11 protein-coding genes are annotated in these 13,212 nt (G+C 63.4%); 6 read left to right on the top strand and 5 right to left on the bottom strand.

Annotated elements, in window-relative coordinates:
• The first annotated feature begins 7 nt into the window (after window positions 1-7).
• Together WC585_RS00790 and acs are read left to right on the top strand one after the other, a co-directional pair.
• A complete protein-coding gene (locus tag WC585_RS00790) occupies window positions 8-1,351 on the top strand; it encodes a DcaP family trimeric outer membrane transporter (protein WP_373255623.1) in 1,344 nt (447 codons plus the stop codon).
• Between the two features lie 11 nt (window positions 1,352-1,362).
• On the top strand, window positions 1,363-3,312 hold the full coding sequence (gene acs, locus WC585_RS00785; RefSeq protein ID WP_373255622.1) for an acetate--CoA ligase: 1,950 nt from the start codon (window positions 1,363-1,365) through the stop codon (window positions 3,310-3,312).
• A gap of 7 nt (window positions 3,313-3,319) precedes the next feature.
• Here acs and WC585_RS00780 read toward each other — a convergent pair whose 3' ends face one another.
• Genes WC585_RS00780 through WC585_RS00770 form a run of 3 tightly spaced genes read right to left on the bottom strand, consistent with a single transcriptional unit; the run spans window position 3,320 to window position 6,809 of the window.
• On the bottom strand, window positions 3,320-3,646 hold the full coding sequence (locus WC585_RS00780; RefSeq protein WP_373255621.1) for a hypothetical protein: 327 nt from the start codon (window positions 3,644-3,646) through the stop codon (window positions 3,320-3,322).
• The gene (ctaD, locus tag WC585_RS00775) at window positions 3,646-6,138 is read right to left on the bottom strand and encodes a cytochrome c oxidase subunit I (RefSeq protein ID WP_373255620.1); all 2,493 of its coding nucleotides are present in this window, start codon (window positions 6,136-6,138) and stop codon (window positions 3,646-3,648) included. The genes WC585_RS00780 and ctaD overlap by 1 nt, the downstream gene beginning before the upstream one ends.
• Window positions 6,135-6,809: a cytochrome c oxidase subunit II gene (locus tag WC585_RS00770; protein WP_373255619.1), complete on the bottom strand. Its 675-nt coding sequence runs from the start codon at window positions 6,807-6,809 to the stop codon at window positions 6,135-6,137. The genes ctaD and WC585_RS00770 overlap by 4 nt, the downstream gene beginning before the upstream one ends.
• 30 nt (window positions 6,810-6,839) lie before the next feature.
• Here WC585_RS00770 and WC585_RS00765 point away from each other — a divergent pair, with 30 nt between their 5' ends.
• A complete protein-coding gene (locus tag WC585_RS00765) occupies window positions 6,840-7,358 on the top strand; it encodes a DUF2231 domain-containing protein (protein WP_373255618.1) in 519 nt (172 codons plus the stop codon).
• On the opposite strand, the gene WC585_RS00760 is transcribed toward WC585_RS00765, so the two are convergent.
• Together WC585_RS00760 and WC585_RS00755 are read right to left on the bottom strand one after the other, a co-directional pair.
• A complete protein-coding gene (locus tag WC585_RS00760; protein WP_373255617.1) occupies window positions 7,328-7,819 on the bottom strand; it encodes a CopD family protein in 492 nt (163 codons plus the stop codon). The genes WC585_RS00765 and WC585_RS00760 overlap by 31 nt on opposite strands.
• Window positions 7,816-8,550, bottom strand: coding sequence for a cytochrome c oxidase assembly protein (locus WC585_RS00755; RefSeq protein WP_373255616.1), 735 nt, complete (start codon window positions 8,548-8,550; stop codon window positions 7,816-7,818). Before WC585_RS00755 ends, WC585_RS00760 begins: the two co-directional genes overlap by 4 nt.
• A 199-nt stretch (window positions 8,551-8,749) precedes the next feature.
• Between WC585_RS00755 and WC585_RS00750 the strand changes: the two genes are divergently transcribed.
• The 3 genes from WC585_RS00750 to WC585_RS00740 all read left to right on the top strand — a co-directional run bounded on the left by WC585_RS00750 (window position 8,750) and on the right by WC585_RS00740 (window position 13,073).
• On the top strand, window positions 8,750-11,233 hold the full coding sequence (locus tag WC585_RS00750; protein ID WP_373255615.1) for a membrane-bound PQQ-dependent dehydrogenase, glucose/quinate/shikimate family: 2,484 nt from the start codon (window positions 8,750-8,752) through the stop codon (window positions 11,231-11,233).
• 104 nt (window positions 11,234-11,337) lie between these two features.
• On the top strand, window positions 11,338-11,772 hold the full coding sequence (locus tag WC585_RS00745; protein WP_373255614.1) for a DUF2231 domain-containing protein: 435 nt from the start codon (window positions 11,338-11,340) through the stop codon (window positions 11,770-11,772).
• Entirely contained in the window at window positions 11,769-13,073 is a 1,305-nt protein-coding gene (locus WC585_RS00740; RefSeq protein ID WP_373255613.1) for a sorbosone dehydrogenase family protein, read from the top strand. Before WC585_RS00745 ends, WC585_RS00740 begins: the two co-directional genes overlap by 4 nt.
• Window positions 13,074-13,212: the final 139 nt, after the last annotated feature.

Below are 13,212 nucleotides of genomic sequence, written 5' to 3'. Positions count from 1 at the left end.
ACGTCGCATGAAGCTTCATCTGTTGGCCGGCACCGCCGTTGTCGCCCTGCTGGCCGTGCCCGGTGTCAGTATGGCCCAATCGGATCCGGCGGCTCTGGAAGCCCGGATCGCCCTGCTGGAATCAGAGTTGAACGCCCTGCGCAGCGACATCGCCGCAGCCCGTGCCGCCCAGGCCGCCCAGACGGACGATATTATCCGGCTGGACCGCCAGGTCGCCGCCGCGCCCGCCGCTCCGGCTCCCGTCGCCCCCGCGGACGGGTTTCGCATCGGGGCGCATACGGTCAAGCTGGGCGGCTATGTGAAGTTCGACGCCATGGCCAGCCGATACAGCGACGGCGATCCGGCCAATGGCGATGCCTTGCGGGAGTTTTATCTGCCCAGCTCGATCCCGATCGGCGGTGCCAGCGAGGGGACGGCGACCGACTTCAACGCCCGGCAGTCACGCTTCTGGTTCACGACCGAGGGTCTCATTGGTGGGCACCGCGTCGGCTCGCGTGTGGAGATGGACTTTCAGGTCCTGCCCGGCACCGGCGACCAGCGCACTACCAGCCCCGCGACGCCCGCCCTGCGCCGCGCCTATGTCACCATCGACAACTGGCTGTTCGGACAGGAATGGACCAACTTCCAGAATGTTTCGGCCCTGCCTGAAACCGCCGATTATGTGGGTCCGTCCGAAGGCACCGTCTTCAACCGCCAGGCCCAGGTCCGCTACACGCGCGGCCCCTTCTCGGTCTCGATCGAGAACCCCGAAACCACCGTCAGTCCCTTCTCCGGCGGTGCGCGCATCGTGGCCGACGACAATTCGGCCCCCGACTTCACGGCGCGCTATGTCCATGCGCGGCCTTGGGGCGACGTGGTGCTGGCGGGTCTTGTGCGCCAGCTGCGATACGAAGTGCCGACGGCGGGGATCGACACCGACGCCCTGGGCTGGGGTCTGTCCCTGTCCGGCAAGATCAAGGTCGGGACCCAGGACGATTTCCGCTTCATGGTCACAGGCGGGGAGGGGATCGGCCGCTACGTCGGGCTGAACTTCGCCAATGATGCGGTGCTGGATGCCAGTGGAGAGCTGGAGGCCATTCCGGTGGTCGCGGGCTTCATGGCCTATCGCCACGTCTGGGCACCCGGCTGGCGCTCCAACCTGATCTTGTCGATGCAGGACGTGGACAATGACGCCAGTCTGACGGGTCTTGCCGTGAACCGCTCGGCGCAGAGCTCGCGGGTCAATCTGATCTGGACCCCTCTGCCCGGGCTGGACGTGGGCGGCGAGCTGATGTTCGGTGAGCGCGAGCTGGAGTCCGGTGCCAGCGGTGACATGAGCCGCCTGGCGATGTTCGCCAAATATGGGTTCTGAAGTGAGCGTGAATGTCGACTGATCCTGAAGTCTATCCCGTCGCGCCTGAATGGGCCGCCCGTGCCCATATGAATGGCGAGGTCTATGAGTCCGCACGCCTGGCGGCGCGCGAGACACCGGACGCCTTCTGGGCGGGGGCGGCCCAGCGGCTCGACTGGATGACCGCTCCGACCGTCATCAAGGATGTGTCGTTCGACAAGGCCGACTTCCACATCCGTTGGTTCGCCGATGGGGTGCTGAATGTCGCCTGGAACTGCCTGGACCGGCACCTGCAAACGCGCGGAGAACAGACCGCGATCCTGTGGGAAGGCGATGACCCCAACCGCCATGGCGGCCTGACCTACCGCGAGCTGCACGCCGAGGTGTGCCGCATGGCCAATGTCCTTAAGGGCATGGGCGTCCAGAAGGGCGACCGCGTCACCATTTACATGCCGATGGTACCGACGGCGGCCATGGCCATGCTGGCCTGCGCCCGCATCGGCGCGGTGCATTCCGTCGTCTTCGGCGGCTTCTCGCCTGACAGTATCGCAGGGCGGATCGAGGATTGCGGTTCGCGCTTCGTCATCACCGCTGACGAAGGACGTAGGGGTGGCAAGTCCGTGCCTCTGAAGGCGAATGTCGATGCTGCCCTTGAACGGGCCGGCGTTCAGGGTCTGGTCGAAAAGGTGCTTGTGGTCTCGCACACAGGCACGGATGTGCCGATCATCGAAGGCCGCGACATCCGCTACGAAACGGCGCGAGAGCGCGTCTCCGACGACTGCCCATGCGAGCCGATGAATGCCGAGGATCCGCTATTCATCCTCTATACCTCCGGCTCGACGGGCAAGCCGAAGGGCGTACTGCATACGACCGGCGGCTATCTGTTCTGGGCCAGCTACACGCATGAACTGGTCTTCGATTATCGGCCGGGCGAAGTCTTCTGGTGCACGGCTGACGTCGGCTGGGTCACGGGGCACAGCTATTGCGTCTATGGTCCGCTGGCCAATGGCGCGACGACCCTGATGTTCGAAGGTATCCCGTCCTGGCCTGACGCCAGCCGCTTCTGGCAGGTGGTGGATCGCCACAAGGTCGAGATCTTCTATACCGCCCCGACCGCGCTGCGCGCCCTCATGCGCGAGGGCGACGGCCCGGTGAAGGCGACCAGCCGCAAGTCCCTGCGTCTGCTGGGCAGCGTGGGCGAGCCCATCAATCCCGAGGCCTGGCGCTGGTATCACGAGGTGGTGGGAGAGGGACGCTGTCCCATCGTCGATACCTGGTGGCAGACCGAGACGGGTGGCATTCTTGTGTCGCCACTGCCCGGTGCCACGGCGCTGAAGCCTGGATCAGCGACCAAGCCGTTGCCGGGCGTCGAGTTACAACTGGTCGATGCGGAAGGTGTCGTGCTGGAAGGCGCGACCGAGGGCAATCTGGTCATCACCGACAGCTGGCCGGGCCAGATGCGCACGGTCTGGGGCGATCATCAGCGGTTCTTCGAGACCTATTTCAGCACCTATCCCGGCAAGTATTTCACCGGCGACGGCTGCCGCCGTGACGAGGACGGCTACTACTGGATCACAGGCCGGGTTGACGACGTCATCAATGTCTCGGGCCACCGCATGGGCACAGCCGAGGTCGAGAGCGCCCTGGTTCTGCACGACCATGTGGCCGAAGCCGCTGTCGTGGGTTTCCCCCACGATATCAAAGGCCAAGGCATCTATGCCTATGTGACGCTGAAGGCGGGCGTCGATCCCCACGATGATCTGAAGTCAGCCCTGATTGCCCATGTTCGCAAGGAGATCGGGCCGATAGCCGCGCCTGATGCCATTCACTGGGCCCCAGGCCTGCCCAAGACGCGCTCTGGCAAGATCATGCGGCGCATCCTGCGCAAGATCGCGGCCAACGAGACCGATGCCCTGGGCGACACATCCACGCTGGCAGATCCTTCGGTGGTGGACGATCTGGTTAAGGGGCGGTTGGCATAGAGGCCCATTACACACAGGCGGGGTAGAGCAGGATCGGGCCGCCTGTGAAGATCAGCGAGATAAATCCCACAGCGGCCAGGCCAGTCGTCAGGCGGTCGATCAGCGTCGGCTTTTCTTCTGTGCTTCGGGTCAGACGCGGCACGACCCCATAGCCGGCCAGCACCACAAGACCGGCAATCCATAATGCGCCAAGGACGATCAGGTGAAGGGATGTTCCCGCCACAGGAACTCCGACCCATCCGCGCTCGCATCCCAGGCCATGGGCACCGTACATCAGGCTGAAGACTACAGCCCAGATCAGCAGCCCCCCGCAGGCGCGTGTCAGTGCCGCCATCAGACGACCGCCGATATCATGCCCACACCAAGAGCAATCAGGGTTACGACCGAACCATAGTCGCTCCAAAGTTGGACGCTCTGTATCGCGGCGCTGCGCCGGGCCGATATGTAGCCGCGCCGCCCGCGCAGGAACACGAACGCCAGGCCCAGAAGCGCCAGGGCACCATGGAAAATCGCGTAGCAGAACAGGATCCACAGGATGGCCGCGTAGGCGTGTCCGGATGGCGGCGGTGCCCGCAAGATCAGCGTCGAGATCAGGGCTGTGACGCCTAGAGCCTGGCCTGCCATCGCCATGAGCAGCGCCAGCCCCCGGGCACGCGGTCCCGCCCCCTGGCGGACGGCGGTCGTGGCCATGCGCACGCCGAGACCAGCCAGAACCAGACCCGCAGCGGCGACAATGAGTTCGCCCAGTGCGGCCTCCATACGGATCTGAGGTGGCCAGGCCGGGGCCACGGTCCAGAGAAAGGAGAAGCCGAAAAGAAGCGAAATCAGCAGGGTGCCGCTGGCGGCGAGGGCAAGGGTGGTGGCCCACCATGCCGGGGGCTGGGGGGCTTCGTCGTGAACAGGGAGCGTCTTGCCGTCAGCAGCCTCGATCACACCCAGATCGCGCGTTCGGCCACCCTTCCACAGCCACATCCAGCCAATCACGGTCACGCCGACGAGAAAGACCGGAGCCAGTGGATAGAGGCTGAAAAGCATGGACAGAAAGAACCCGGCCAGACAGCAGGCCATAACAAATGGAAGCGCACTGTTGCCTGGCAGTATGACGATGGACCGGGCCTCGCCAGAAACAGGGTCGACCGCAAGTGTCTCGCGGCGACCGGCGCGGGCCATGCCCAGCCAGCCCTCGCCGCGCGCGAGAGACAGGGCAAGATCTGGCTCGTCATGCAGCGGATCGCGGGATCGGACGTCGGGCAGGCTGGCAAAATTATAGACCGGAGACCCGCGCGGCATGGACCACTCCAGGGTGCCCGCGCCCCACGGGTTGCGCGAGGCCTGGCGGCCCAGGAAAATCTGAAGCCCGACATCGATCACGAACAGGGCAAAGCCGAAGGCCATGACGAAGCCTCCTATCGATGAAATCAGGTTGAGCCAGGCCCAACCCGTTTCCCAGCTGTAGGTCTCGACCCTGCGCGGCATGCCCAGAAGGCCGGTCAGATGCATCAGGAAGAAGGTCAGGTTGAACCCGACGAAGATCATCCAGAATGCGGCTTCGCCCAGACGGAAAATACCCAGGCGACCGATGATGTGGGGCAGCCAGTAGTAGGCCGCTGCCAGCATCGGGAAAACAAAGCCGCCGACGAGCACATAGTGCAGGTGCGCGGTAACGAAGGCCGTGTCGTGCGCCTGGACGTCAAACGGAACCATGGCCAGCATGACGCCCGTCAGACCGCCGATGACGAAGACGACGAAGAAGCCGATCAGATACAACATCGGCAGTTTGAGCTGTGGTCGGCCCTCCCAGAGCGTGCCCAGCCAGGCAAAAATCTGTACTCCCGTGGGTATGGCGACCAGGCCTGATGCGGCCGAGAAGAAGGCCAGCGCCATACTGGGAATGCCGGTGGTGAACATGTGGTGCACCCACAGCCCGAAGCTGAGGAAGGCCAGGGACAGGATTGCGCCGACGATCCAGCCGTAACCGATGATGGGGGTGCGGGCCATGACCGGCAGGATGGTCGAAATCGCCCCGGCGGCCGGCAGAAAGATGATGTAAACCTCGGGGTGCCCGAACAGCCAGAACAGGTGCTGCCACAGCAGAGGATCGCCGCCCTTGTCGATCGAGTAGAATGGCCAGCCGAACGCCCGTTCGATCTCCAGCAGGATCGAGCCCAAGATCAGTGGCGGAAACGCGAACAGCATCATCCCGGCGGTGACCAGTAGATACCAGGCGAACAGGGGCATGCGATCCAGACGCATGCCGGGCGCACGCAGGATCAGGATCGAGGTGATGATCTCGATCGCGGCGCACATGGCCGATATTTCGACGAAGGTCACACCCAGCAGCCAGACATCGGCATTGATGCCCGGTGTATGCACCTTGTCCGACAGGGGCGTGTACATGAACCAGCCGCCGTCCGGGGCGGCTCCAACCAGCAGGGCGACCAGCAGGATTGCCCCGCCGAAGAAGTAACACCACCAGCCCAGCGCCGACAGGCGAGGGAAGGCCATGTCGCGCGCCCCCAGCATCTTGGGCAGCAGATACATCGCCAACCCCTCGAACATCGGGATAGCGAACAGGAACATCATGATGCTGCCGTGCATCGTGAACAGCTGGTTGTAGACGTCGGGGCCCACGAAGGCGCTGGCTGGCGTCGCCAGCTGTGCCCTGATCAGCATCGACAGGATGCCGGCGACCCCAAAATAGAAAAGGGCCGTCACGATGAACCGCTTGCCGATGGTGGTGTGGTTCACCGTGGTGAAGATGCCGCGCCATCCCTTGTCGCTGCCCCAGATGCGGCTGAGATCCTTGTGCAGTTGAAGTGCTGTCATGGCTGCTGCCCCGTGAAGCGGGCCCAACTGTCGGGACTGTGGACCACCACGGAAAAGACATGCGCTGAGTGGCCGGTGCCGCAGTATTCGGCACACTGACCGCGATAGATGCCTGGCTGATCGGCAACGAGCCTCAGAACGTTGTCATGGCCAGGAATGGCATCGATCTTTCCGGCTAGCCGCGGGGCCCAGAAGGCATGAATCACATCCGTCGCACTGACGCTCAGATCGACGGGCCGGCCTGCCGGGAGGTGCAGAATGCCCTCGACCTCGATGACGTCCTCGGGACCGGCCCCGGGATGTCCGAACGTCCAGTTGTACTGATCGGCCTCGGCCGAGATCCGGACGACATCAGGGGCCGGCAGCGGAATGGTCCGCAGCCCCACGAAGAAGGCATAGATCATGAGGGCTGTCAGAACTGCACCGGTCATGCCCAGTCCAAGGCCGATGATCCAGAACCGTGTACCGCGCGCACGAGCCTTGGGTCGTCTACGGAAAGCCAGAACGAGGGGTATGAAGACGACAGCGCAGAGCAGGGCCGACCCGGCCAGCATCACCCACCAGAGTTGGGCGATCGATGCCGCGGCAGGGCCTGCGGGGTCTAGAATCGAAAGTTCTCCGGCGCATCCGGCCAGACCCAGGATGCTGATCGGCACCAGACTGCGTTGCACCAACCGGCCGATCCGGGCAAAAACTGCTTCATGACCAGTTTGCCCGAAGACAGTGCCGAGAAGCGCCTGGTCGATCCCATTGCGGAAGACCCCTCTTTCCACCGGACGGGATCCAAGGTGGCGGTCGCCGGCCATCCCATCCATGCCATGCTGGTGGCGTTTCCGGTCGCGCTGTGTGCCTGCACATTCGGGGCCGATCTGCTTTACTGGTATACGGGTGACCTGTTCTGGGCAAGGGCGGGTCTGTGGGCCGCGGGTATGGGCTTTCTGATGGGGGTTCTGGCGGGCGTTGCCGGAACGGTGGAACTGCTCTGGGCACCCGGTATCAGGGCCAGGGCGGCCAGCTGGACCCATTTCGTGATTGCCGTCATGCTTCTGTCGTTGCTGGGAGCAAACTGGGGGCTGAGGTTGATGGGCTTTGAGGCAGCGGTTCTGCCTTTTGGCGTGCTTCTCTCCGCCTTTGCTCTCGGGTTCACCGGGTTCACGGGCTGGCATGGCGGAAAGCTCGTGTTCGAATATCAAATCGGGGTCTCGTCGAAAGGGAGCTGACGGCCGAGGGGCTGCGTCATGAAGTCCGGGAAGGCTTCTGGCGAGATCATCGGTTTGGCCAGGACCAGGACCAGGATGGTGGCCATGCAGAGAAACAGGCCGACCAGGATCAGGACCGGGGAGGGGGGCTGATACTCGCCGCGCCTTTCGCTCATCAACACCACGGTATGACCGATCAGCCCGTGCAGTGACACCAGGGCGCCGACCGCCACCAGCTTGGCAAACAGCCACGGGGTCAGCGCGGTCCTCATGAAGATCAGGATGGTGCCGGAGGCTATGGCGACGACGGCGGCGGGGGTGACCAGGCGCGTATAGCTGTAGTGGGTCAGGTAGCGGAGCCGGTCATAGGCCGACTGACTTTCGGAAGCGCGATGCCGGCCAAGCAGCAGCGGCAACACGATCAGGCCAGCGCACCAGGTGATCAGGGCGATGATGTGCAGGGCTTTGACGGCGACGATCATGCCGGCCCTGTGCTTATCTGGAACCATGATCGCCGGCCCAGCCAAAGGGCCAGCACAAGGAACACGGCCATGCCGGGAACCCACATAACCAGACCCGCCAGTTGCTGATCTTCAAGCGGGGACAATCCAAACGCCGCAGTGGTCGTCAGATGCTCTGCATAGAGCGGATCTGGTGCGAAGGTCAGCAGCGCAGCCAACAGGCCCATCTGACCCGCGCCTAGAGCAATGACAGGCAAGGCGGAAAGAGCGGGGCGCTTGATATCCATGAGTTGGCTCCAGAACAGCCAGGCCGTGGACACAAGAAGCCCCTGCAGGACCCAGTAGACAACTGTGCTGGAGAGCGCCGCGCTGTAGAGAGCCGGCAGGTGCCAGGCCCACAGGACCACGGTGGAGCCCAGGAATGCAGCCGATGTCGGAAACCGGGGTCTGAACGGGAAAGCCATGGCTAGCAGCGGTGCGGCGACGGCGTAAAGCAGGATGTGATGGACGGCTCGCGCCGAGAACAGGGCCGTCGTCATGGCACAGAGCGGTGATACGAAGGCAATCGCCAGCACGATCGCGGCAGCGACCATTGCAGATCGGCGATAGGTCGGAATGCTGCGTGCCAACAGTCCGCCAGCGGCCAGCATGCCCAAGGCCGCGAGGACCAAGGGATCAAGGTTCCAACTCGCCACCATCTCGGACGGAAGGGGCGGCGGACCACAATAGGCAATGGGAATACCGGGCTGCATGGCCTTCCTGTCTGCAAGACGAGCCGAACCTAGCGCATCCCGAAAGGGTTGATACAGTCCGATCTATTCAAGCCCTCGACAGCGCATAGGTTCCTGGCCTGCGAGACAGACTTTCATCCAGGTTGAGCGTCCTGTTGGCGGCGATTTGGAACCCTGCTGAAGCGCGGCTCGTTAGCGTCTGGGCAGGGGAGAGGTTCAGATGGCCGAGGCGACGCGGAAATCCAGTGCGGCTGCGTGGTTGGTCCGAGGATTCGGCATTCTGGTACTCCTTCTGGGAGTTCCACTTCTAGTCGGGGGCGGCTGGCTGATTGGGCTTGGTGGATCGGCATACTATCTACTTGCCGGAGCTGGTCTGGTCGTTTCGGGCTGGCTCTTGTTTCGCCTTCGGCCAATGGGCGCATGGATCTATACTGGCGTCTTCATCGCCACCTTCGCCTGGGCATTGTGGGAAGTCGGGCTGAACGGCTGGGCGCTCGTGCCGCGTCTTGTAGCCCCCACAGTCATTCTGTTCGGTGTCGTCCTTTGCCTTCCTGTCCTCCTCGCGAGACGAGGTTGGCAGATGGCAGGGTTGGGAGCCGCCGTGCTGACCTTTGGCGTCGCTGCGTTTGGCGTAGCGGTGGCGCAGGCTAACAGGCCCATGTCTCCTGCAGCGACGAGCGGGCTGCCGTTGACCAATGCCGACGGCGAGACGACGGGAGCGGATTGGCCCGCCTATGGAGGCACGCATGGTGCCCAGAGGTTCTCCGGGCTGACGCAGATCACACGCGCCAATGTAAGCCAGCTCGAACGCGCATGGACATTCCGCACCGGTGACCTGCCTGAAGAAAAGTGGGGTGCCGAAACCACACCATTGAAAGTCGGCGACACCGTCTATCTTTGCAGCGCGCGCAACATTCTGATCGCTCTGGATGCCCGCACCGGTCGACAGCGCTGGCGCTATGATCCCGAGGTTTCCGACGACTGGATTCCTTATACGGCAGCCTGTCGCGGCGTGGCCTATCATGAAACGCCCACCACTGGTCAGGGCCAGCCAGCAGCAGGCGGCGTGGTCCGGACCACAGCGGAGACGGCCACGACTACAGGGCCTGCAAGGACCCCTGGCCAGTCGGCGGGTACGGAAGCGACACCCTGCGCCGCTCGTATCATCGAGGGTACGCTCGACGGTCGCCTGATTGCCGTCGATGCGGCGACAGGGCGTCCATGTGCCGATTTCGGCGACAACGGTTCCGTCGATATCAAGACCGGAATGGGTGGGGTCATTCCGGGCATGGTCTCCATGACCTCTGCGCCCACCATTGTCCGCGGTGTGATCGTGACCGGTCACCAGGTGCTCGATGGCCAGTATCGGAGCGCACCATCAGGCGTGATCAAGGGCTTTGACGTCATCACCGGCGAACTGCGCTGGGCCTGGGACATGACGCGCCCGGACATCACTGCCCTGCCGCCAGAAGGTCAGACCTATACCCGCGGCACACCCAATATGTGGACCACAGCGACCGGAGACGACGAGCTTGGTCTGGTCTATCTGCCGATGGGCAACTCGGCCGCCGACTATTACAGCGGCGATCGCGCGGATCTCGAGAATGCCTATTCCACGGCTCTGGTCGCGTTGGATGTAGCCACTGGTCGCCCGGCCTGGTCGTTTCAGACGGTTCACAAGGATGTCTGGGACTATGACCTGGGTTCCCAGGCTTCGCTGATCGACTATCCATCGGCCCAGGGTTCGACGCCAGCCGTCCTTCTGCCCAGCAAGCAGGGCGACATCTACATTCTTGATCGCCGTACCGGCCGCCCGCTCACGCCCGTGCAGGAACGCCCGGTGCCTCAGGGCGGTGTCGAGCCATCCGAACGCAGCCGGACCCAGCCTTTCTCACTGTTCCATACACTGGCGAAGCCTCGGCTGAGGGAGCGCGACATGTGGGGCATGTCGCCGATCGATCAGATGATATGCCGCATCGGATTCCGTCAGGCAGCCTATGACGGGCCTTACACCCCGCCGACCAGTGACCGGCGATGGATTCAGTATCCCGGCTATAATGGCGGATCAGACTGGGGCGGTGTGGCCATCGAACCCCGCAAGGGCTGGATCATCGCCAATTACAATGACATGCCCAATTTCAATCGGCTGGTGCCGCGGGCTGAGGCGGATCGGAAAAAGTGGTTTCCTCATGGTGATCCTCGTGCGGTCTCCGGCGGGGCAGAGGGAGCCGGCGACCCCCAGGTTGGCGTCCCGTATGCGATCGACGTCAATGCCGGCTGGCGAATGGCCACGACAGGCATGCTGTGCAAGCAGCCTCCTTATGGAGGCATTCGCGCCATAGACATCCGTAGCGGTCGCACGGTGTGGGACAGACCTTTCGGGACAGCACGCAAGAACGGACCATTTGGCATTCCCTCCATGCTCCCGGTCGATATCGGAACCCCGAACAACGGTGGGGCGGCGGTGTCTGCCGGTGGGCTGATCTTCATCGCGGCAGCCACTGATGACCTGATCCGCGCCATCGACATCGAAACCGGTGAAACGGTCTGGCAGGACGTCCTGCCGGCCGGGGGTCAGGCCAACCCCATCCTCTATGAACAGGATGGCCGACAGTACCTGGTCATCATGGCGGGGGGGCACCACTTCATGGAAACGCCCAGAGGCGACTATGTCATTGCCTATGCCCTGCCCGAAGCGGGATGATCGACTCTGTGCCCTTGCCCACATGAGCGAGATGAACCCGAGATGAACCATTGCGGGTCAGGGGGATTAGATGTGTCACCCCACACATGGCCCGAGGAGCGACGATGAGACTGGAAACTGCGGCGGAGCGGGGACTTCATACCGTGCATTCTCTCGTCCTGGCCTTTCCCATCGCGCTATTCAGCGCGGGCCTAGTGGCCGACATCGCCTACCTCCAGACCGCTGAAATCCAGTGGACCAACTTTGCCGCCTGGCTGATCGTCGGCGCGCTGATCTTCGGCGGTGTAGCGGCGGCATGGGCGCTGGCATCATTGGTCATTGCGCTGAGATCGCCGCAAAGAACGCGTCGACTGATCTACTTTGGCGTTCTCGCGGCGATGTGGCTCCTGGGCCTGGTGAATGCCTTCAAACACAGTCAGGACGGATGGAGTTCGGTGGGTGCCCTCGGCGTCATCCTGTCCATCCTGTGCACGGTTCTGGCCCTGGTTGCCGGTGTGATGGCCTACACCCCCACCATCTCCAGGGAGATCGCGCGATGATGCGTTCGTTGATGGGCGCGAGCGCCTTGTTGCTGACATTGGCGGCTTGCGGCCAAAGCGATCCTGGCCTGAATCAAACCGGAGCCACTCCGGATCTGCCTGGCGTTCGTGAAACACTCGTACCGCCGATGAAGATCGCCAGCCCGACCGGCTGGAACGGCCAGACCCCGACTGCACCGGCCGGCTTTACGGTCACGGCCATGGCCACGGATTTCCGCATCCCGCGCCAGATGCTGGTGCTTCCCAACGGTGACATTCTGGTCGCCGAGGGACGCGGCGGCAATGCACCGCCGCTAAGGCCCAAGGATGTGATCGCTGGATCGATCAAGAAGAAGGGCAATACACAGGTTGAAAGCGGTGACCGTGTCACCCTTCTGCGGGACGCCAACAACGACGGCCAGCCGGAGGTACGCAGCGTTTTCATCGACAATCTGGATGCCCCCTACGGCCTCGCCTTCGTGGATGGCACCCTCTATGTCGCCACGCAGGACGCGCTGCTGAGCTTTCCTTATCAGGCGGGCCAGACAAGGATCACGGCCCCGGCTACGGAGCTGACCAAACTCCCTTCGCGGATCAACCACCACTGGACCAAGTCGCTGACCGCCAGCGCCGATGGTCAGACGCTCTATGTCGGGATCGGTTCGAACAGCAATGTCGGCGAGCGCGGTATGGCGGTGGAGGAAGAGCGTGCCGTGGTCTGGGCCATCGACCGTGTGACGGGCGCACGTCGCACGGTGGCGACCGGCATTCGCAATCCTACGGCCTTGGCTATCGAACCCCAGACCAGCGCCTTGTGGGCCGTGGTCAATGAACGCGACGAGATCGGTCCGCAGCTTGTCCCCGACTATCTGACCTCTGTGCGCGAAGGTGCCTTCTATGGGTGGCCTTACAGCTATTGGGGCAAGAATATCGATCCGCGGGTCAGGCCCCAACGTCCAGACCTGGTCGCGACAGCCGTTGCGCCGGATTATGCGCTCGGTTCCCACGTGGCGGCGCTGGGGCTGTCCTTTGCGACGGACGGCGGCTTCGGCGGGACCTTCAGCCAGGGTGCCTTCATCGGGGAGCACGGAAGCTGGAACCGGCAGGATCTGTCCGGCTACAAGGTCGTCTGGGTGCCGTTTGCCAATGGGCGTCCCAGTGGGCAGCCTGTGGATTTCCTCTCTGGTTTTCTGACTGATGATGGTCAGGCGAGAGGACGACCCGTGGGTGTGGTCTTTGACCCTGTTCGCCGTATTCTGCTGGTCGCAGACGATCTGTCGAACACGGTGTGGCGCGTCGCCCCTGGCGCACCAAGGACCTGACGGTCTGGTACGATCGGCTTAGGTACACGGCGGCGGGTGAGCTCAACACCCAGTCTTCAGTTCCAGAACGGCATGCGACTGCCTTATGCTGTGAGTTTTGAGCACAGGGGGTCGTCGCGGCCAGCCCGCTCCGGTAAGG

The sequence above is a fragment of the Brevundimonas sp. genome (genome assembly GCF_041648055.1).
Taxonomy (GTDB): Bacteria; Pseudomonadota; Alphaproteobacteria; order Caulobacterales; family Caulobacteraceae; genus Brevundimonas.
This window is presented reverse-complemented; position numbering and strand designations above follow the sequence as displayed.

Bases quoted from the DNA above. Each gene is read 5' to 3' on its own strand.
- WC585_RS00790 (WP_373255623.1), top strand. From the start codon at position 8: ATGAAGCTTCATCTGTTGGCCGGCACCGCCGTTGTCGCCCTGCTGGCC.
- acs (WP_373255622.1), top strand. From the start codon at position 1,363: ATGTCGACTGATCCTGAAGTCTATCCCGTCGCGCCTGAATGGGCCGCC.
- WC585_RS00780 (WP_373255621.1), bottom strand. From the start codon at position 3,646: ATGGCGGCACTGACACGCGCCTGCGGGGGGCTGCTGATCTGGGCTGTA.
- ctaD (WP_373255620.1), bottom strand. From the start codon at position 6,138: ATGACAGCACTTCAACTGCACAAGGATCTCAGCCGCATCTGGGGCAGC.
- WC585_RS00765 (WP_373255618.1), top strand. From the start codon at position 6,840: ATGACCAGTTTGCCCGAAGACAGTGCCGAGAAGCGCCTGGTCGATCCC.
- WC585_RS00760 (WP_373255617.1), bottom strand. From the start codon at position 7,819: ATGATCGTCGCCGTCAAAGCCCTGCACATCATCGCCCTGATCACCTGG.
- WC585_RS00755 (WP_373255616.1), bottom strand. From the start codon at position 8,550: ATGCAGCCCGGTATTCCCATTGCCTATTGTGGTCCGCCGCCCCTTCCG.
- WC585_RS00750 (WP_373255615.1), top strand. From the start codon at position 8,750: ATGGCCGAGGCGACGCGGAAATCCAGTGCGGCTGCGTGGTTGGTCCGA.
- WC585_RS00745 (WP_373255614.1), top strand. From the start codon at position 11,338: ATGAGACTGGAAACTGCGGCGGAGCGGGGACTTCATACCGTGCATTCT.
- WC585_RS00740 (WP_373255613.1), top strand. From the start codon at position 11,769: ATGATGCGTTCGTTGATGGGCGCGAGCGCCTTGTTGCTGACATTGGCG.